The sequence below is a fragment of the Helicobacter canis genome (assembly GCF_008693005.1).
Classification (GTDB): domain Bacteria; phylum Campylobacterota; class Campylobacteria; order Campylobacterales; family Helicobacteraceae; genus Helicobacter_B; species Helicobacter_B canis.
In genome coordinates, this window is the sequence record NZ_VXKE01000019.1 from 80,428 (window position 1) to 96,960 (window position 16,533).

A 16,533-nucleotide genomic window follows, 5' to 3' on the forward strand; every position below is an offset into this window, starting at 1 on the left:
TTGGCGAAGAAAAATGCTCTTGGTAGCGGGCTTGGGGAGCTTCTCGGTGAGGTGCAGAATGCTTATGAGAAGAATTTAAGCGAATACACGGAGTCCATCATCGAGCTTAGTGTTGATATTATCCAGCCAAACCCATTCCAGCCTAGAAAGAGCTTTGATAGCGATGCGCTCAATGATTTGGCAGATTCTATTGTTGAGCACGGGCTTTTGCAGCCAATTCTCGTCTATGATGATGAAGGGGAGTATTTTCTCATCGCTGGAGAGCGCAGACTGCGGGCTAGTAAAATTGCAGGAAAAAGCACGATTAAGGCGGTCGTAGCTAACGAATACATTGATAGGAGTAGGCTACGCGAGCTAGCAATCATCGAGAATATCCAGCGCGAGAATCTAAATCCGCTTGATTTGGCGCATTCTTATCAAGAGCTAATCAATGAGTATAAAATTACGCACGAAGAGCTTGCTGCAAAGCTTAAGAAGTCGCGCGCTCAAATCACCAATACAATGCGGATTTTGGAGCTATGCGGATATGTGCAGGACCTAATTGTCCAAAACAAAATTACGCAAGGACACGCAAAAGTAATGGTAGGTTTGGAAGAAAATGAACAAAAGGTTCTTGCGGATTCTATCGTTGGACAGAGGCTCTCTGTGCGAGAAACGGAGCAGCTAGTCAAAGATCTAAAGCATTTAGATCCTAAAAATAAGCATAGTGTTACAAAAAAGCAAGACTCTAGCGCAGATAGTAAGGTGCTAAAGGAGTTGCTTGCCGCGCTTACTGATCTTGGTGTGCAAGCTAAGATTTCTCAAGGTAAAGTGATTATCCAGCCCAAAAAAGACGCAATTATTCAGTTAATTAAAAAATTAAAATCTTAATTTAAGTTTTGGGTTGTTAGAATTGATGTAGTTGATCGTTAAGAAAGGATAGAGATGAGTATTACAATTCCTGATCCGTGGCTGATGTTGTTAGTTTTCGTGGTGTTCATCATAACAATGTTTTTACTCAATACTTGGTTGTTTAAGCCACTGATAGGGTTTATGGATGAGCGCGAAAACTCCTTGCGCAAGGATATGGAATCGGCTGTAAGTGATGATAATGAAGTGAAGGAAATCCAAGAAAAAATTCGTTCTGTCTTTGCCGATGCTAAGGCTCAGGCAAGTAGGATCATTGAAGACGCTATCGATAGTGCCAAGGCTGATTATGATGCAAGAATGGAGAAAAAGACTAGCGAGATTCAAGCAAAGCTAGAGAGTTTTCGAGCTGATCTTGAAAGCCAAAAATATCAGGTGAGGCAGGAGTTGTTGGCAGACATGGCGGGCTTTGAGTCGGCACTTAAGAGTAAGATTCAGCAGATATAAGGGGGATAAGGTGGTGAAATTTTTTCTTCGATGTGGTTTTGTGTTAATCGGTTTTGTTGCTGTGGCTTGCGCTGATGGCGGGGTGGATATAGCTCATACCGATTTCAGCGAGAGAGTGATAAATTTTGCGATTTTTCTTGCCATATTGTGGTATTTGGGCGCTCATAGACTAAAAGCCTTGCTTCAAAATCGCCAGCAGGCTATCAGCAGTCGTTTTGAGCAGGCTCAAGAAAAGATCAATGAAGCAAGGAAAAGCAGGGAGCAGGCGCAGAAACAGCTTGAGGAGGCACAAAAGAAAGCAGCGGATATTATTGCTACTGCGAAGAAGGAAGCAGTGATAATAGCACAGAAGTATGAAGAGCAGTGTAGTGCTGATATAGAAAATCTTATTCATTCAAGTGAGTCGTTAATGTTTTTTGAGCAGAGAAAAGCTCGAGTTGAGCTTGTAGAGTCGGTATTAAAAGAGCTGTTTAATAGCAATGAAGCAGATATTGATACACAAGAGTATGTAAGAATCTTAAGTAAGAAGGTAGCGTGATGGAAGAGATTATTGCTAAGAAATACGCTCAGGCTCTTATTCAGTGTTTTAATAGAGAGGATTTGGAGCGTGTGTCTAAATTATTTTCGCAGGCTTCACAGGCTTTTTGTGTAGAGAATTTTAGGGATATTATCCGGTCTCCTTATGTAGGGAAGACGAAGAAGAAAGAATTGCTATTGTCATTGTTTGATGATGATAAGCAGTTGGATGCTTTTCTTGATTTGCTGATAGAGAATAATCGTGTTGATATTATTCCCTTTGTGGATAGTGTGCTAGAGAGATACTTGCGTGCGCTTGAAAATAGTTACAAGGCTGTTTTGTGTGCGCCTAAAAATTTAGATTCTAGCACGATTGCCAATGTGGCTAAAAGTCTTTCTGCTAAACTGGGAGTTCAATTGCACATTGAGCAGTCTGCGACAAAGGTCGATGGCATTCGCTTGGTTGTCCAGGATTTGGGCATAGAGGTGTCTTTTCTCAAGAAAAGATTTTTTGATGATCTTAAGGCTTATATCTTAAGATCCATATAAACTATTTACATAAAATTACACCAAATTAAAGGAGTGTGCAAGTGGTACAAAAACTGAAAGCAGAGGAAATTAGCTCAATCATTAAAGATAAGATCAGTAGTTTTGATGTTGGTATTGACATATCCGAAACAGGTAAAGTTATCGGCTACGCAGATGGCGTTGCTAAAGTTTATGGCTTGAAGAATGTTATGTCCTATGAGATGGTTGAGTTTGAGACTGGTGATTTGGGATTGGCTTCCAACTTGGAAGAAGGAAATGTGGGGGTCGTTATTCTCGGCAGTGGAAACAATATACGGGAGGGAATGTCTGTAAAGCGCCTTAAGCGTCTTATGAAGGTTCCTGTTGGAGATGGTGTTGTTGGTCGTGTAATTAATACTGTTGGTGAGCCTATTGATGGAAAAGGTGCTATCGAAGCAAGTGAGTTTCGATTTGTTGAGCAGAAGGCGCCCGGCATTATGGATAGGAAGTCGGTCCATGAGCCATTGCAGACCGGTATCAAAGCTATTGATGCGCTCGTGCCAATTGGTCGAGGACAAAGAGAGTTGATTATCGGTGATAGGCAGACAGGAAAGACGACAGTGGCGATTGATACAATCATTAATCAAAAAGGGCAAGATGTCATTTGTATTTATGTTGCAATAGGACAAAAAGAATCTACCGTTGCACAAGTTGTGCGTAAGCTTGAGGAGCACGGCGCGATGGAATATACTGTTATTGTTAATGCTCCTGCTTCTTCTTCTGCTGCTATGCAGTATCTTGCTCCTTATACAGGCGTAACAATTGGTGAGTATTTTAGGGATAATGCTCGCCACGCTCTTATTATTTACGATGATTTGAGTAAGCACGCTGTCGCTTATCGAGAGATGAGCTTGATTTTGCGCAGACCTCCGGGGCGTGAAGCATTTCCGGGAGATGTTTTTTATATCCATTCTCGTTTGTTGGAGAGAGCGGCTAAATTGTCTGATGAGAAGGGGGCGGGCTCTTTGACTGCTTTGCCAATTATTGAGACACAAGCTGGGGATATTTCAGCTTATATTCCTACAAATGTCATTTCCATTACTGATGGGCAGATATTTTTGGAAACAAATCTATTTAATTCGGGTGTGCGACCGGCTATTAATGTTGGACTCTCTGTTTCTCGCGTTGGAGGTGCGGCACAGATTAAGGCGACAAAGCAAGTAGCTGGGACATTGCGTCTTGATTTGGCGCAATATCGAGAGCTTCAGGCGTTCTCGCAGTTTGCCTCCGACCTTGATGAGACAAGTCGCAAGCAGCTTGAGAGAGGGCAGAGAATGGTTGAAGTGCTTAAGCAGCCACCATATTCTCCATTGGCGATTGAGAAGCAAGTTGTTGTTGTTTTTGCGGGAGCTAAGGGATTTTTAGATGATATTCCTGTGAATCGTGTTGTGGAGTTTGAAAATGAACTTTACCCTTTTATAGAAGCTAAGTATCCCAAGATTTTCGAGGAAATTCGTAGTAAAAAGGCTCTAGACAAAGATTTGGAAGCTGCTTTGGCAAAGGCTATTGAAGAGTATAAACTTAGCTTTAGTTAGTAGTAGGATGGAGTGAGATATGGGAAATAACTTAAAAGAGATAAAAACGAAAATTGAGAGCGTAAAGAATACCCAAAAGACTACGCGTGCAATGAAGTTGGTCTCTACATCGAAGTTGAAAAAAGCTGAAGAAATGGCAAAGCGATCTCGTATCTATGCAAACAAGCTCAATGATATTTTTGAAGATATTGTCTCAAAGATTCAAGTGAGAGGATTGGATAATATCAATAGCAGTTTTTTTGTAAATGCGAAGCGTAGAGAGATTAAAAAGGTTGATATTGTATTTGTAACTGCCGATAAGGGTTTGTGTGGCGGATTTAATGCAACGACAATCAAAGAGGTTATTAGATTGATTACAGACCTTAAATCCAAGGGAATCAAAGTAAGATTGCGTGGTATAGGCAAAAAGGGTATAGCGTATTTTACTTTTAATGAGATTGAGATTTTGGATAAAATTGTGGGGCTTAGCTCGAGTCCAGACTATGAGAAATCAAGTGAGTTTATCCATAAAGTAGCGCAGGATTATTTAGATGGATTGACCGATGAAGTTATTTTAATTCACAATGGCTTCAGGAATAAGATTTCCCAAGAGCTTAAGGTGAAAAGTATCTTGCCATTAGGTTTGGATATTCAAGCGGGGAGTGAAGTAGTGCCTCCTGCAGATAATATTGTTAATATTGAACCTGATGAAGAAGAGGATATGGTATTGGACCAGTTGGCGCAGAGATATGTCGAGTATAATATGTATTATGCATTGATAGACTCTTTGGCAGCCGAGCACAGTGCGAGAATGCAGGCTATGGATGCAGCCACAAAAAATGCTGGTGAGCTTGTAAGAGATTTAACCATCTCATACAATAAGGCGCGGCAGGAATCTATTACGACTGAGCTTGTAGAGATTAATGCTGGCGTTGAAGCGATGAAGTAACTTAATATTTGGAAAGGAGCGTAAGTATGCAAGGAAAAATTGTTCAAGTAATGGGTCCGGTAGTTGATGTGGATTTCGATTCATATCTCCCTTCGATTAATGAAGCACTTGATGTGTTTTATGATTTTGATGGGGAGAAAAAGAGTCTGGTGCTGGAGGTTGCTGCACACCTAGGTGATAATAGGGTGCGAACTATCGCTATGGATATGACAGAAGGTTTGACAAGGGGGCAAGCAGCCGTAGCAAGAGGCAAGATGATAGAGGTTCCGGTTGGCGAGGAAGTGCTTGGCAGAATCTTTAATGTTGTTGGAGAGGTTGTAGATGGTGGAGAGCCTGTCGAGACCGATTTGAAGTGGCCTATTCACAGAGAAGCACCAAAATTCGAAAACCAAAGCACAAAGACGGAAATGTTTGAGACAGGTATCAAAGTGGTAGATTTGCTTGCTCCGTATTCTAAAGGTGGTAAAGTTGGGCTATTTGGTGGGGCTGGTGTAGGTAAGACTGTTGTTATTATGGAGCTTATCCACAATGTTGCATATAAGCATAGCGGCTACTCGGTATTTGCTGGAGTTGGAGAGCGGACGCGTGAGGGGAATGACCTATATCACGAAATGAAAGAGGGTGGTGTTTTAGATAAAGTTGCTCTGTGTTATGGGCAGATGAATGAGCCACCCGGAGCAAGAAACAGAATCGCCTTTACTGGACTTACTATGGCGGAGTATTTCCGTGATGAAAAGGGGCTTGATGTTTTGATGTTTATTGATAATATTTTCCGCTATGCGCAATCTGGTGCCGAAATGTCTGCGCTCTTGGGTAGAATCCCATCAGCCGTTGGTTATCAGCCGACACTTGCGAGTGAAATGGGGAAATTGCAAGAGCGTATTACTTCCACTAAGAAAGGGTCGATTACTTCTGTCCAGGCAGTTTATGTTCCAGCTGACGATTTGACAGACCCCGCTCCAGCATCTGTTTTTTCACATCTTGATGCAACTACGGTTCTAAATAGAAAAATTGCGGAAAAGGGTATTTATCCTGCAGTTGATCCATTGGATTCTACATCAAGGATTCTAGATCCTCAGATTGTTGGAGAAGATCACTATAAGGTAGCGACTGGGATTCAGCAAATCCTTCAAAAATATAAAGATTTGCAGGATATTATCGCTATTTTGGGTATGGATGAGCTCTCAGAGGAAGATAAGAAGACGGTTGAGAGAGCTAGGAAAATTGAGAAATTTTTATCTCAGCCATTCTTTGTCGCTGAAGTATTTACAGGGAGTCCGGGAAAATATGTAACCCTTGAAGAGACGCTGGAAGGTTTCAAAGGTATTCTTGATGGTAAGTATGATCACATACCAGAAAATGCGTTTTATATGGTTGGGAATATTCAGGAAGCTATAGATAAAGCAGAAAAAATGAAATCTTAAAGAGAGCAGTGATGAAAAAACTTGCAGTAAGTATTGTTACTCCTTATGGGGAGATTTTCTCTGGTGATGTGGATAGCATAACAATGCCCGGTGTAGATGGGGAGTTTGGCGTTTTATATGGGCACTCTAACCTTCTTTCCTTGTTAAAAGCGGGTGTGATTGAGATTTTTCAGGGACAATCAAGGGAGTTAGTCGCCATTGATTGGGGGTATGCTGAAGTAACATCTTCAAAGGTGGATATTATTGCAAATGGTGCGGTGGCTATTGGCGGACAAAATGAGACTGGAGTATCAGAGGCAATTGCTAGTGCCAAGGAGTTGCTTGAGAGTGCTTCTAACGATAAGGTTGCTATTTATTCTGTTGTGTCAAGAATTGAACATGTTGCAAAAAGTCGTTTCTAATGGGTTCTATTTTTCAGTTTTTTGAAGAGTCTAGTTTAATTACAATCATTACATTATGCTGGCTCTCTGTTTATTGCTTCGCAACTTTGTGGATATTTTTTTATAAGTATATTAGTATTGCAAAGATGGTAAGAGATGAGCAGAGTTCGCTGGAAGCGATTCTGCAAGGTGAGCAGAGACTCCCAAGAGATGCGATATTTATCAGTGCTACCGATGGAAGTGCTTCTTCTGGGTTTTTTTCTTTGTGGAAAAATAAGATGATCAGGCATTCTACAACAGGGCTTTCCTTTCTTAGTATTATTGCTTCTACATCTCCCTTTATTGGGTTGTTTGGGACAGTTGTAGAAATTCTTGATGCTTTTGGTAGGCTTGGCAGTGGTGGTCAAGTTTCTTTTGATGTTATTGCTCCTGTAATATCAAAAGCTCTAATTGCTACTGCAGCTGGAATCTTAACAGCGATACCTGCATACACTTTCTTTTTGATTCTTAAGCGAAAGGTATATGATCTGGGTGTTTATATACAAATGCAAATTGATTATCTATCATCTGCGAAGTAGGTATTTGTTATGGATGAGCAGTTTTTGTGGGAGGATAAGCCAGAGTTAAATATTACCCCACTTGTAGATATTATGCTTGTCTTGTTGGCTATTCTTATGGTTACAACGCCCACTATAGTATATCAGGAGGATATTACTCTTCCCAAGGGTAGTAAAACAGCAAAAAAAGCCCAAAATAACATACTTGATATTCGCATCGACAAACAGAAAAAAATCTATATTAAAAACAGCACTTATGATTATAAAATGTTTCCAGATAGTTTTAATTTGTTGGCAAAGCAATACAGCAAAAAGGATACCTCAATTTCTATTCGCGCCGATAAGGATCTAAGCTATGAAAGTGTTATGTATATTTTAAAGAGTGTTAAAGAGGCAGGGTTTAATAAAATTTCTTTGGTGACAAATGGGTGAGCATAAGCAGGAGTTTTTGCTTGTTTGGAGTGGTGTAGGTGCATTTGTTTTTTATAGCATCGTTGTTTTTGTGCTATTATTGACGCTTTCCCCCATTTTTATGACGAAGTATGCACCTCGTGCTGATACAATGATGGAGCAGATGGTGGCTATTGATCTTACTTCGATTGAAATACCCCAAGATAATAAAAAAGATTCTGGAACACATCTTGAAGGGACAGGCATTAAAGATATTTTTTCAACAATTCCAGATATGACAGCATCGGCGAAAGAGAGTGGAGATGATCGTAGTGTAAATGCTAAAAATACGAGAGATAAGAAAGATTCTAGCAAATTACAAGCTATTCAACAGCAGCTTGAAAAGCTTAATTCCAACTTGAGTGCAATGGAAAATAGAACTCTTGATGTGCAGTCTCAAACTATTTCTCCAGAGTTTGCAGATGGCGAATATAACGAATGGTTTGGCAAAATTTATGATATAATCTACCGCAAGTGGCAGTCAAAATATTACCAAGATGCAGAAGTTAGTGTTTTGCTTCGTATAACAAATACTGGAAGTTTTTATTATCGCGTTACAAAGCTTTCTCCATATGAAGATTATAATCAAAGTGTGATTGATCTCCTAGAGTCTTTGAAGCAAGATAGGCTCCCGCCTTATCCAAAAGGCAGGGTGATTGAGATAGAGGTTAATTTTAGACTCAAATAACAAAGGGGTGCTATGAGAAGTTTTTTGTTGATTGTGTCGTTGATGTGTGGTTTGTTTGGTGCAGATGCGACGATTGATATTGTCAAATCGGGACAAAAGACACCAAAAATAGAAATTGGATATATCAGTAGTGGAGAATCCTTACTGGCTAAAAAGATTTACAAAATTCTCTTGGGAGACTTGAATGTCTCTGGGCATTTTGAACCAACAGATGGCGCAATATATGCCAAAGACTCTATAGATTTTAGTGCCTATCAAGCAAAGAAAATTGATCTTGTAGCTATTGTGCAGGTTATTAAAGAAAACAAGATTCTCAAGGCGACAATATTAGTTTATGATAGTAACTCATCTGCTCTCAAGATCAACAAAACCTATCAGCTCTCTGATTCTACTCTCTATCCTTTTGTGGCACATAAAATGGCAATTGATATTAATGCTTATATTAAAGCACCAACGATTGCTTGGATGAATCGTTATGTGATCTACTCTCAATATACAGGCTCCGGGCGGGCAAATATAGTCTTAAGCGACTATACACTTACATATAATCGCACAATAGTTACTGGCGGATTAAATATTTTCCCAAAATGGGCAGATTCTACACAGCAAGAATTTTATTTTACTAAGTATCTTGCGCACCCCACAATTATAAAATACAACATTCATAGTGGGAGATCTGAACAGATTATTGATAGTGATGGTATGGCGGCGGTGTCTGATGTCAGCAGAGATGGGCAGAATCTCCTAATTACTTTGGCACCAAAGCACCAGCCAGATATTTATCTTTATAATGTGGCAAGTAAAGAAATCTCTCAGCTTACCAAGTATTCTGGTATTGATGTGTCAGGCTACTTCATTGATAATGAAAGATCTATGGTGTTTGTATCGGATCGATCTGGCTATGCCAATATTTATTCAAAAAAACTTGATATTGACGCTCCAGCAGAGCAGGTGGTCTATCACGGACGAAACAACAACTCCATCACAGCCTATAGAGACTATGTAGCTTACTCAAGCAGGGAGAGTGATAATGAGTTTGGTGCCAATACCTTTAATATCTATCTTATTTCAACTAAGACGGATTATATTAGACGATTGACTGCGATAGGCAACAATCAAATGCCAAGATTTTCTAAAGATGGTGGGAGTGTGATGTTTTTAAAGCATACATCTGGGCAAACAGCATTGGGTGTAATTAGGCTTGATTATAATAAAAGCTACTTATTCCCGCTTAATAAAGCCAATATCCAGTCGTTTGATTGGTAAGTAAATGGAGTAAAAACAAAAAGCTTTGGTATAATCTAAGCTTAAATCTCACAAGGAGCTTGAAATGAAGAAAACAATTGCGGTTATTGGTGTATTTGCAGCACTTTTTATGCTGACTGGATGTCCAAAGGAAAAAGTTAATGTAGTGGGGACGGGCGAAAGCGGCGCGAGCACAACTCCCAATGAGCCTGCAGTCGGTGCTTCATCAGGAGAGTCTGGAGATTTGCTTGGTAGTGTGTATTTTGATTTTGATAAGTTTGTCATTAGGACTGATATGCAATCTGTGGTTGATGATATCGCCAGTCGCGTTAAGGATCAAGAATCTATCCAGCTAGTAATCGAGGGTAATACTGATGAATTTGGGACAGATGAATACAACTATGCTCTTGGGACAAAGCGTGCAATTGCTGTGCGCGATGCGCTTGTTGTAAAGGGTGTTGGTAAAGATGCTGTTCGTGTTGTAAGTTTTGGTGAGAGTAAGCCTATTTGTATGGATAAAACAAAGGATTGCTACCAAAAAAATCGCCGGTCTGATGTGAAAATTTCGAAATAATTTTGTAATTAAAGCAACATAAGTGAAATACAATAGATTCCACCCGTGCTTATTGCTTTCTGTGGCAGCCCTTTGGGGCGAGCCATCAGCCTTTGAGCTGCAGAGTGGTGCGACCAAGAAAGAGCTCAAAACACTTCAATCTACTAACAAGAATCTTGAAAATCTAGCGATTGATTATAGTGCTAGAATCCAAACGCTTGAGCAGTCTATAGATGGAATGCAGAGTGTTTTAGATGGGCAGGCTTTGCGTATTAAATCATTGCTTGATACTATAGGAAAGCAAGAGACAAGCATACAAAGTTTGCAGTCAAGTCTTGATTATCAGGGGGAGTTAGTAAAGCAGCATAGTGCCACTATCGCAGATATGCAAAAGGCTATTGATCAGCTCAATGCTAAGCTTAGTGATTTAACCACACTTACAACCAAGCTAAACCAAGAAATTTTAGCGGAGCTTAGGGCTGAGTCTTCAGGGCAATCCAAGTCGAGCTTAAAATCGCAGACCGATAAGCCCAGCACCAAGCAGGCAGATACAGGAAGTCGGGCTGAAGCTTTTACAAAATTAAGCCATAAAGAAGTGTTTGATGAAGCTAGAAAGCTCTATAAGGAGAAGAAGCTCCTAGAATCTAAAAAACGCTATGAGTGGCTTGTGCAGCGCAATTACAGACCTGCGACATCTTTATATATGCTTGGAGAGATTGAATATCAACGCGGCAAATTTGCAGAAGCGATAGGTTTTTATAAAAAAAGTGCATCCATAGATGATAAAGCCAGCTATATGCCTATCCTTCTGTGGCATACCGCGTGGGCTTTTAGGTATTCTAAAGATATGGATAACTACAATAAATTCTTGGATTCTCTCATCCGGCTATATCCGGAATCTGAGCAAGGTAAGAAAGCCAAGAATCTACGACAAAACACAAGCAAAGGGTAAGGTATGAATACTAATGAGCAAAAACAAGTTGTGGCAATATTTTATGAAGTTAAGGATGCTGATACGCAAGACATTATAGATAGCAATTTGGCTTCAAGACCTTTGGAGTTTTTATTGGGTGCTGGGCAGGTGATCAGCGGGCTTGAAAAGGCAGTTTCTACTGCCAAAAAGGGAGATAAGCTTAATCTATCGATAGCACCAGAAGATGCTTATGGAGTTTATCAAGCTGATTTTGTTCAAGAAGTCCCAAAAGATCAATTTGATGGAATTGTCTTGGAAAAAGGTATGACATTGTTTGGGCAAGCAGAAGATGGACAAACAGTGCAGGTTATTGTCAAGGACTTCAATGATAGTAGTGTGATGATTGATTATAATCACCCGCTAGCTGGTAAAACACTGCTATTTGATGTGGAGATTGTTGATATGCGCGAAGCAACCCCTGATGAAGTGCTACAGGGCTATGTGGGCGGTGGCTGCTGTGGTAGCGGCTCTTGTGATACTTCCCATCAGCATAGCGAACATAGTCAAGGCGGTGGCTGCTGTGGTGGTGGGTCTTGTGGCTGCCATTAGTCAAAGTTTGAGAGTATTGTTTATTTGTGCTGCATTTAGCGGCATAGTCTGCAATGTTGCTTATGGCTATGGTGAGCATATTAAAACGCTGCAAGCCAATTTTACGCAGCGCACAGTGAGTCAAGAGAGTGTTCTTGTATATGGCGGGAAGCTGTATATCAAAGCCCCGTCTCAAGTAAAGTGGGTGTATGAGACCCCTATACAAAAAGAAATATACATAGAAACAGGCAAGGCGACAATCTATGAGCCTGCTCTAGAGCAAGTTAGTGTTGGGAAAACAAAAATAGATTTTTTGGAGATTTTGCATAAGGCAAAGAGGCGGCAAGATGGTTCATACGCCACTGATTTTGAAGGCACGCGCTATGTGCTTATTGTAGATGGTGATATTCCCAAAAAGCTTACTTTCACAGATGAATTTGACAATGTTGTGGAGATTGCTTTGCATAATGTGCGCTTAAACAGCGCGCTTAGTGATGAGATATTTGTATTTGTCCCGCCAGTAGGTGTTGATATTATTGAGCAGTAGATTGGTATCAATAGATTCGCAATACAAATTTACGATAGAGCCCATAAGATAGCACAAACCACACGATGGGCAATATGACGATCCCGTAGAATGGTGCATTTTGGCTAAAGATATGCATTGCTATGAAGTATCCAGCCACGCTAATTAGCAGATATACATAGCTAAGGTTTTTGTGGAATCGTGGATTTGCTATGCCAAATAGTGGTATGAGAAATATACTTGCTATGGGAAATAGTGAAGTGATGATGGCTTGTGCTAATCTTCTAGCCTGCGACCGACTTCCTTCAAAAGCACTCTTCCAGTATGCCCATAAGTCATAGGAACTCAGGCTAATTTCATCGATTTTGGTATGCACGAGCATTTGGGCAAAATCTACTCTTTCAACCTTATTGGGCTCAGTGAAGTAGGCATTTCCATTGCGAAGTAGTAGGGTGAAGACTCCATCATTGTTGGACATTTCTCCTTCTTGGGCAGTAATGAAGACTTCTTGAGATTCTAGATTACTGGAAAAAAGCACCAAGCCTTCATAATGCCTATCGTGAGCAGTATCCGCATACACAAGCCAATCTCCCAGTTTTTGCCCAAATTCACCGGCTTTGATATTGATATTAACTTCAGCGCGCTTTTGAGCCATAAAATTGCCATAAGCACTCTTTGATAGTGGAATGAGTGCGAGAGAAAAAAACAGCAACACAACGCTAGCAAAAATACTAAGCCCAATAAATGGGGCTAAAACTTTGCGCGGTGAAATCCCTAGTGAAAAAAACACCAGCAGCTCATAGTCAAAGGATAGCCTTGATAGCCCTAATACACAAGCGCAAAAAAAGGTAATGGGAATGATAAAAAAGACACCATTTGGTATAGAGTATAAAAATATCTGCCCTAAGTCCCAAACATTAAGCTTGATGAATTGCGTAATGGTTGCAAGCCCAATAAGCAGCACAACAGATGCGATAAAAAACAGCACGATAAAAAATGGCAAAAATATTTGCGCGGCTGCTTGGAAGAGATAACGCTGCATCATAGCCATAGTCCATATAATATGCCCATACCAAGCCCACTGACTATGCAAGGGATTAGGGGCACAAGCGGTGGCGTATCCTTTGAAAGAATTTTGCCAACCACCATAATTAGGCTTGCTAATACGCAGCCCCAAAATATGCTAATCAATGTAACTCCAAAGCCAAAGAGCGCGCTAAAGCCCGCGCAAAACACAATATCACCTTCGCCGAGTAAGTGTTTTTGCAAAAACATTATTCCTAAGATGTAGATCAGGCTAGTAAGACCAGCCCCTAGCAAAAGATCGGTGAGAACGGATCTTGCACTTTCAAGATAAACAATGGACAAATCGATAGTAAAACCCGTATGCGATGGCACTTGAGAGATAAGTGGTAGAGCACTTTTGCTAATGCCTATGAGTAAAAGTGCTAGATTCTGCCAGTTTGGCACGGCATAATAGTATATATCCCATATACATAGAGATAGAAGTAAAATTACAAGTGCAAATAACCAAGGTAGTAAAATAGATTCTCCAAAGCCGCCCACTATGCCACAAATAAGTGCGCCAAGAGCACTCCAAAAATAGCGTGATTTATGAAAATTGGTGCGCGGTTGGGCTTGGTGTATTATGGCATCTTGCTGGAGATGGTTATTGTGTGTGTTTGGGATAAGTAGCCAAGCTCCAATCGCGCCAACACAAGCACCAATAAGACACCATAAAATCGAAAATGTTGTAGTAAAAGCGTTGCGCCATATTGTATCGAGCGCGATGGCAAATATTTCCATTGTTTGCCCTTAGTGCGTTGTGCCATCTACAACTGGCACAAACAAACACTCTTCTAAAATTTCCTTATTGCTTAATATGCCATTGCGCTTTGTAAAACGCGTGATATATTGTTTGACCTGTTTTTGGGTGGTTTTGGTGCCAGAGAGAGATAGGATATTTTGCGCAGCAGTCGCTTCTTGAATGGGTGCGACTAAAACTCCACCTTCTTCTAGCTGATCAATAATTGCTTGGGGGATTTCCTTTTCCACGCACGCGGAAAACAGGATTCTATCATAGGGGGCGTATTCTGCCCAGCCTTGCTGCCCATCTCCAAATTTCGTGTGGATATTACTTACTCCCATTGAGCGGATCCTTTTGCGTGCTTCTGCAAGCAGTGGCTCTATCCGCTCAATACTAAAAACGCGCCGAAATATTTGTGCAAGCACCATAGCTTGGTAGCCACTCCCACAACCAATTTCTAAAACGCTATCGCCGGGAGTGAGATATTGTGTCATTTTGGCGACTGTGAGTGGGGAAGATACCCATTGTGCTGCTTCCATAGGTAATGGATCTAGGCTGTATGCTAAGTGCTTAGAAAAATCTGGGACAAACATTTCTCTATCGACAGATTCTAGTGCATTGCGTATTTTGTCTTGCAGAGGAAAATGCTTGGCAATTTCATTGCACATCAAATGCCCTTTTATCCTATGCATTCCTTCAATCCCACATTGATGTATTTGCGCATTTTTTCCACTTCAGCGACATCGATTTGTGCTTGAATGATCTCTTTAGCATCATCTTGGATAACTTTACCATAGGGGCTGATGATTGCACTTGATTTTGCCATATGTATGCTAGCACTATTGCTTGCCACGACAAAACACTGATTAGCTACGGCTAGTGCTTTACAAAGTGTTTCGAAGTGATCCTTGCGTGCTTGCCCCCATTGTGCTGGGATAAATAGCACATCTACCCCTCTAAGTTTCTGCCACAGCTCCACAAATCGCAGCTCAAAGCAAATAAGTGCTCCACAATTTATGCCATCAAGCCGAAAGGGGATAATTTCATTTATCGATCCTGCCGCAAAGTGTAAATGCTCTTCTCCTAGCATAAAGAGCTGGTGTTTGGCTTGCTTATGTATGAGCTCACCTTGTGAAAACACTTTGAGATTGTTGTAGAATTTGTGGTTTTTTTTCTCAATCATTGTGGTGATGATGGTGTGGTTGGCACTTGCATTAAGGAGCTGCTCCGTGGCGTGTTTGCTAAACTCACTTGCCTCATTCATATTTTGGTAGCAGAATCCACTAAACACCAATTCCGGAGTAAGTATAATTGAGCCATTTTGGCTATTGCGGATCTCTGTAATCACACGAGCAAGATTATCTTGGAAGTTTTGCTTTGTTTTTATCTGCAGCGATACAATATCTTTAAAAATCATCGAAATCTACCCCACCTTTAGTATAGTTTGTAACTTTGCCTTCAAAGAAGTTTGTCCTTTGGTTATTAAAGCTACTAAAGCTTCTAAACCAATCCAGCGTATTTTTTGCATTATATAGCTTTGGCATACCTACTTTACTTAGCCTTTCATCTGCCAAGTATTCTAAAAACCCACGAATACTTTCAGGAGATAGTCCCAACGACTGACCTTGGGTGATATACTCTCCCCACTTGGCTTCTACATTTACTCCAGCCCTAAACATTTCTACAACTTCATCTTGTAGCGTTTTTGTAAAGAGATCAGGACGCTCTTTTTTGAGTGTGTTGATGAGATTTTGGAAAATGAGCAGATGTGTAACTTCATCTCTTTGGATAAAGCGTATCATTTGTGCTGTATTTAGCATTCTTTCTGTGCGCGCGATAGCATAGAAGTAGCAAAATCCGCTGTAAAAATATATACCTTCTAAGATCTGGTTGGCAAATAGGGCTTTGATGAAGTTTGTTTCTGTGGGATTCTGGGCAAGTCCTATGTAAATGTTGGCAATATAGTCATTTTTATTGCGGAGTTGCATATCATTGCGCCACATATCGTATATTTCATTTGTATTGTCGCTAATGGATTCTACCATAACAGCATAAGACTGGCTATGTAAAGACTCTTCAAACGCCTGTCGTATGAGTAGTAGGTTGATTTCTGGGCTTGTGATAAATGGGTTGATATTGTCGTTTATGTTGTTTGTTTGTAAGGAATCCATAAAGATCAGCTGCGCTAGTGCCCTATCGTAGCCTTGTCTTTCTGCACCGCTAAGCTCCGCGTAGTCCTTTTTGTCCCCATTCATATTGACCTCTTCTGGGAACCAAGTGTTTGCCATCATTGTCTTCCAAAGCTTATATGCCCATTGGTATTTGATCCTTGTTAGATCAAACATCGCAGTTGGGTTACCGCCAAATATTTTGCGCTCAGCTAGAGATTCATTAGAGTTTGGGTCGTATATTTTCTTATGAGATAGTAGAGATATAGGCATACTTTCCATAGTGTAGATTGTCCTCCTTGCAATATTTATAAGGCTGGAATTGTAGAAAAGTT

General features: G+C 40.5%; 21 protein-coding genes. 16 read left to right on the forward strand and 5 right to left on the reverse strand.

Features of this window, described 5'->3' with window-relative positions:
• From F4V45_RS06325 to lolA, 16 genes are all read left to right on the forward strand, one after another.
• Positions 1 to 870 (forward strand): ParB/RepB/Spo0J family partition protein, encoded by an 870-nt coding sequence (locus F4V45_RS06325; protein ID WP_150337552.1) that lies wholly within the window; start codon positions 1 to 3, stop codon positions 868 to 870.
• Between the two features lie 54 nt (positions 871 to 924).
• The gene (locus tag F4V45_RS06330) at positions 925 to 1,353 is read left to right on the forward strand and encodes a F0F1 ATP synthase subunit B family protein (RefSeq protein ID WP_150337553.1); all 429 of its coding nucleotides are present in this window, start codon (positions 925 to 927) and stop codon (positions 1,351 to 1,353) included.
• Between the two features lie 13 nt (positions 1,354 to 1,366).
• Positions 1,367 to 1,891, forward strand: a complete 525-nt coding sequence (locus F4V45_RS06335; RefSeq protein ID WP_170235196.1) for a F0F1 ATP synthase subunit B — start codon at positions 1,367 to 1,369, stop codon at positions 1,889 to 1,891.
• A complete protein-coding gene (locus tag F4V45_RS06340) occupies positions 1,891 to 2,418 on the forward strand; it encodes a F0F1 ATP synthase subunit delta (RefSeq protein WP_150337555.1) in 528 nt (175 codons plus the stop codon). The genes F4V45_RS06335 and F4V45_RS06340 overlap by 1 nt, the downstream gene beginning before the upstream one ends.
• Positions 2,419 to 2,459: 41 nt before the next feature.
• Positions 2,460 to 3,971, forward strand: a complete 1,512-nt coding sequence (gene atpA, locus F4V45_RS06345) for a F0F1 ATP synthase subunit alpha (RefSeq protein ID WP_023930210.1) — start codon at positions 2,460 to 2,462, stop codon at positions 3,969 to 3,971.
• Positions 3,972 to 3,990: 19 nt separating this feature from the next.
• Positions 3,991 to 4,899, forward strand: coding sequence for an ATP synthase F1 subunit gamma (gene atpG, locus F4V45_RS06350; RefSeq protein ID WP_150337556.1), 909 nt, complete (start codon positions 3,991 to 3,993; stop codon positions 4,897 to 4,899).
• A 26-nt stretch (positions 4,900 to 4,925) separates the two neighbouring features.
• Positions 4,926 to 6,323: a F0F1 ATP synthase subunit beta gene (gene atpD, locus F4V45_RS06355; RefSeq protein WP_150337557.1), complete on the forward strand. Its 1,398-nt coding sequence runs from the start codon at positions 4,926 to 4,928 to the stop codon at positions 6,321 to 6,323.
• An 11-nt stretch (positions 6,324 to 6,334) separates the two neighbouring features.
• The gene (gene atpC, locus F4V45_RS06360; protein ID WP_023930215.1) at positions 6,335 to 6,724 is read left to right on the forward strand and encodes an ATP synthase F1 subunit epsilon; all 390 of its coding nucleotides are present in this window, start codon (positions 6,335 to 6,337) and stop codon (positions 6,722 to 6,724) included.
• Positions 6,724 to 7,281, forward strand: coding sequence for a MotA/TolQ/ExbB proton channel family protein (locus F4V45_RS06365; protein ID WP_150337558.1), 558 nt, complete (start codon positions 6,724 to 6,726; stop codon positions 7,279 to 7,281). Before atpC ends, F4V45_RS06365 begins: the two co-directional genes overlap by 1 nt.
• Before the next feature lie 9 nt (positions 7,282 to 7,290).
• On the forward strand, positions 7,291 to 7,692 hold the full coding sequence (locus F4V45_RS06370) for an ExbD/TolR family protein (RefSeq protein ID WP_023930218.1): 402 nt from the start codon (positions 7,291 to 7,293) through the stop codon (positions 7,690 to 7,692).
• Complete coding sequence (locus F4V45_RS06375) at positions 7,685 to 8,398, forward strand: energy transducer TonB (RefSeq protein WP_150337559.1); 714 nt, start codon at positions 7,685 to 7,687, stop codon at positions 8,396 to 8,398. Before F4V45_RS06370 ends, F4V45_RS06375 begins: the two co-directional genes overlap by 8 nt.
• 12 nt (positions 8,399 to 8,410) lie before the next feature.
• Positions 8,411 to 9,664 (forward strand): Tol-Pal system protein TolB, encoded by a 1,254-nt coding sequence (gene tolB / locus F4V45_RS06380; protein WP_150337560.1) that lies wholly within the window; start codon positions 8,411 to 8,413, stop codon positions 9,662 to 9,664.
• 64 nt (positions 9,665 to 9,728) lie between these two features.
• Positions 9,729 to 10,217 (forward strand): OmpA family protein, encoded by a 489-nt coding sequence (locus F4V45_RS06385; protein ID WP_150337561.1) that lies wholly within the window; start codon positions 9,729 to 9,731, stop codon positions 10,215 to 10,217.
• A gap of 22 nt (positions 10,218 to 10,239) precedes the next feature.
• The gene (locus F4V45_RS06390; RefSeq protein ID WP_150337562.1) at positions 10,240 to 11,148 is read left to right on the forward strand and encodes a tetratricopeptide repeat protein; all 909 of its coding nucleotides are present in this window, start codon (positions 10,240 to 10,242) and stop codon (positions 11,146 to 11,148) included.
• A 3-nt stretch (positions 11,149 to 11,151) separates the two neighbouring features.
• Positions 11,152 to 11,718 (forward strand): FKBP-type peptidyl-prolyl cis-trans isomerase, encoded by a 567-nt coding sequence (locus F4V45_RS06395; RefSeq protein WP_150337563.1) that lies wholly within the window; start codon positions 11,152 to 11,154, stop codon positions 11,716 to 11,718.
• On the forward strand, positions 11,642 to 12,244 hold the full coding sequence (gene lolA / locus F4V45_RS06400) for a LolA-like outer membrane lipoprotein chaperone (protein ID WP_170235197.1): 603 nt from the start codon (positions 11,642 to 11,644) through the stop codon (positions 12,242 to 12,244). Before F4V45_RS06395 ends, lolA begins: the two co-directional genes overlap by 77 nt.
• Positions 12,245 to 12,251: 7 nt before the next feature.
• Here lolA and F4V45_RS06405 read toward each other — a convergent pair whose 3' ends face one another.
• Genes F4V45_RS06405 through F4V45_RS06425 form a run of 5 tightly spaced genes read right to left on the reverse strand, consistent with a single transcriptional unit; the run spans position 12,252 to position 16,471 of the window.
• Positions 12,252 to 13,268 carry an LptF/LptG family permease gene (locus F4V45_RS06405; RefSeq protein WP_210670618.1) on the reverse strand — a complete coding sequence of 339 codons (1,017 nt, stop codon included), beginning with the start codon at positions 13,266 to 13,268 and terminating at the stop codon, positions 12,252 to 12,254.
• Positions 13,265 to 14,029, reverse strand: a complete 765-nt coding sequence (locus F4V45_RS06410; RefSeq protein ID WP_150337566.1) for a prepilin peptidase — start codon at positions 14,027 to 14,029, stop codon at positions 13,265 to 13,267. Before F4V45_RS06410 ends, F4V45_RS06405 begins: the two co-directional genes overlap by 4 nt.
• 9 nt (positions 14,030 to 14,038) lie before the next feature.
• Positions 14,039 to 14,722 carry a protein-L-isoaspartate O-methyltransferase gene (pcm, locus tag F4V45_RS06415; RefSeq protein WP_150337567.1) on the reverse strand — a complete coding sequence of 228 codons (684 nt, stop codon included), beginning with the start codon at positions 14,720 to 14,722 and terminating at the stop codon, positions 14,039 to 14,041.
• Positions 14,710 to 15,447 (reverse strand): carbon-nitrogen hydrolase family protein, encoded by a 738-nt coding sequence (locus F4V45_RS06420; protein ID WP_150337568.1) that lies wholly within the window; start codon positions 15,445 to 15,447, stop codon positions 14,710 to 14,712. The genes pcm and F4V45_RS06420 overlap by 13 nt, the downstream gene beginning before the upstream one ends.
• Positions 15,437 to 16,471, reverse strand: a complete 1,035-nt coding sequence (locus F4V45_RS06425) for a ribonucleotide-diphosphate reductase subunit beta (protein WP_147600344.1) — start codon at positions 16,469 to 16,471, stop codon at positions 15,437 to 15,439. Before F4V45_RS06425 ends, F4V45_RS06420 begins: the two co-directional genes overlap by 11 nt.
• Between the last annotated feature and the right edge of the window lie 62 nt (positions 16,472 to 16,533).

What these genes read in the sequence shown, in the direction of transcription:
- F4V45_RS06330 (WP_150337553.1), top strand. Translation starts at nt 925, where the DNA reads ATGAGTATTACAATTCCTGATCCGTGGCTGATGTTGTTAGTTTTCGTG.
- F4V45_RS06340 (WP_150337555.1), top strand. Translation starts at nt 1,891, where the DNA reads ATGGAAGAGATTATTGCTAAGAAATACGCTCAGGCTCTTATTCAGTGT.
- atpG (WP_150337556.1), top strand. Translation starts at nt 3,991, where the DNA reads ATGGGAAATAACTTAAAAGAGATAAAAACGAAAATTGAGAGCGTAAAG.
- atpD (WP_150337557.1), top strand. Translation starts at nt 4,926, where the DNA reads ATGCAAGGAAAAATTGTTCAAGTAATGGGTCCGGTAGTTGATGTGGAT.
- atpC (WP_023930215.1), top strand. Translation starts at nt 6,335, where the DNA reads ATGAAAAAACTTGCAGTAAGTATTGTTACTCCTTATGGGGAGATTTTC.
- F4V45_RS06365 (WP_150337558.1), top strand. Translation starts at nt 6,724, where the DNA reads ATGGGTTCTATTTTTCAGTTTTTTGAAGAGTCTAGTTTAATTACAATC.
- F4V45_RS06370 (WP_023930218.1), top strand. Translation starts at nt 7,291, where the DNA reads ATGGATGAGCAGTTTTTGTGGGAGGATAAGCCAGAGTTAAATATTACC.
- F4V45_RS06375 (WP_150337559.1), top strand. Translation starts at nt 7,685, where the DNA reads ATGGGTGAGCATAAGCAGGAGTTTTTGCTTGTTTGGAGTGGTGTAGGT.
- tolB (WP_150337560.1), top strand. Translation starts at nt 8,411, where the DNA reads ATGAGAAGTTTTTTGTTGATTGTGTCGTTGATGTGTGGTTTGTTTGGT.
- F4V45_RS06385 (WP_150337561.1), top strand. Translation starts at nt 9,729, where the DNA reads ATGAAGAAAACAATTGCGGTTATTGGTGTATTTGCAGCACTTTTTATG.
- F4V45_RS06395 (WP_150337563.1), top strand. Translation starts at nt 11,152, where the DNA reads ATGAATACTAATGAGCAAAAACAAGTTGTGGCAATATTTTATGAAGTT.
- F4V45_RS06405 (WP_210670618.1), bottom strand. Translation starts at nt 13,268, where the DNA reads ATGATGCAGCGTTATCTCTTCCAAGCAGCCGCGCAAATATTTTTGCCA.
- F4V45_RS06410 (WP_150337566.1), bottom strand. Translation starts at nt 14,029, where the DNA reads ATGGAAATATTTGCCATCGCGCTCGATACAATATGGCGCAACGCTTTT.
- pcm (WP_150337567.1), bottom strand. Translation starts at nt 14,722, where the DNA reads ATGCATAGGATAAAAGGGCATTTGATGTGCAATGAAATTGCCAAGCAT.
- F4V45_RS06420 (WP_150337568.1), bottom strand. Translation starts at nt 15,447, where the DNA reads ATGATTTTTAAAGATATTGTATCGCTGCAGATAAAAACAAAGCAAAAC.
- F4V45_RS06425 (WP_147600344.1), bottom strand. Translation starts at nt 16,471, where the DNA reads ATGCCTATATCTCTACTATCTCATAAGAAAATATACGACCCAAACTCT.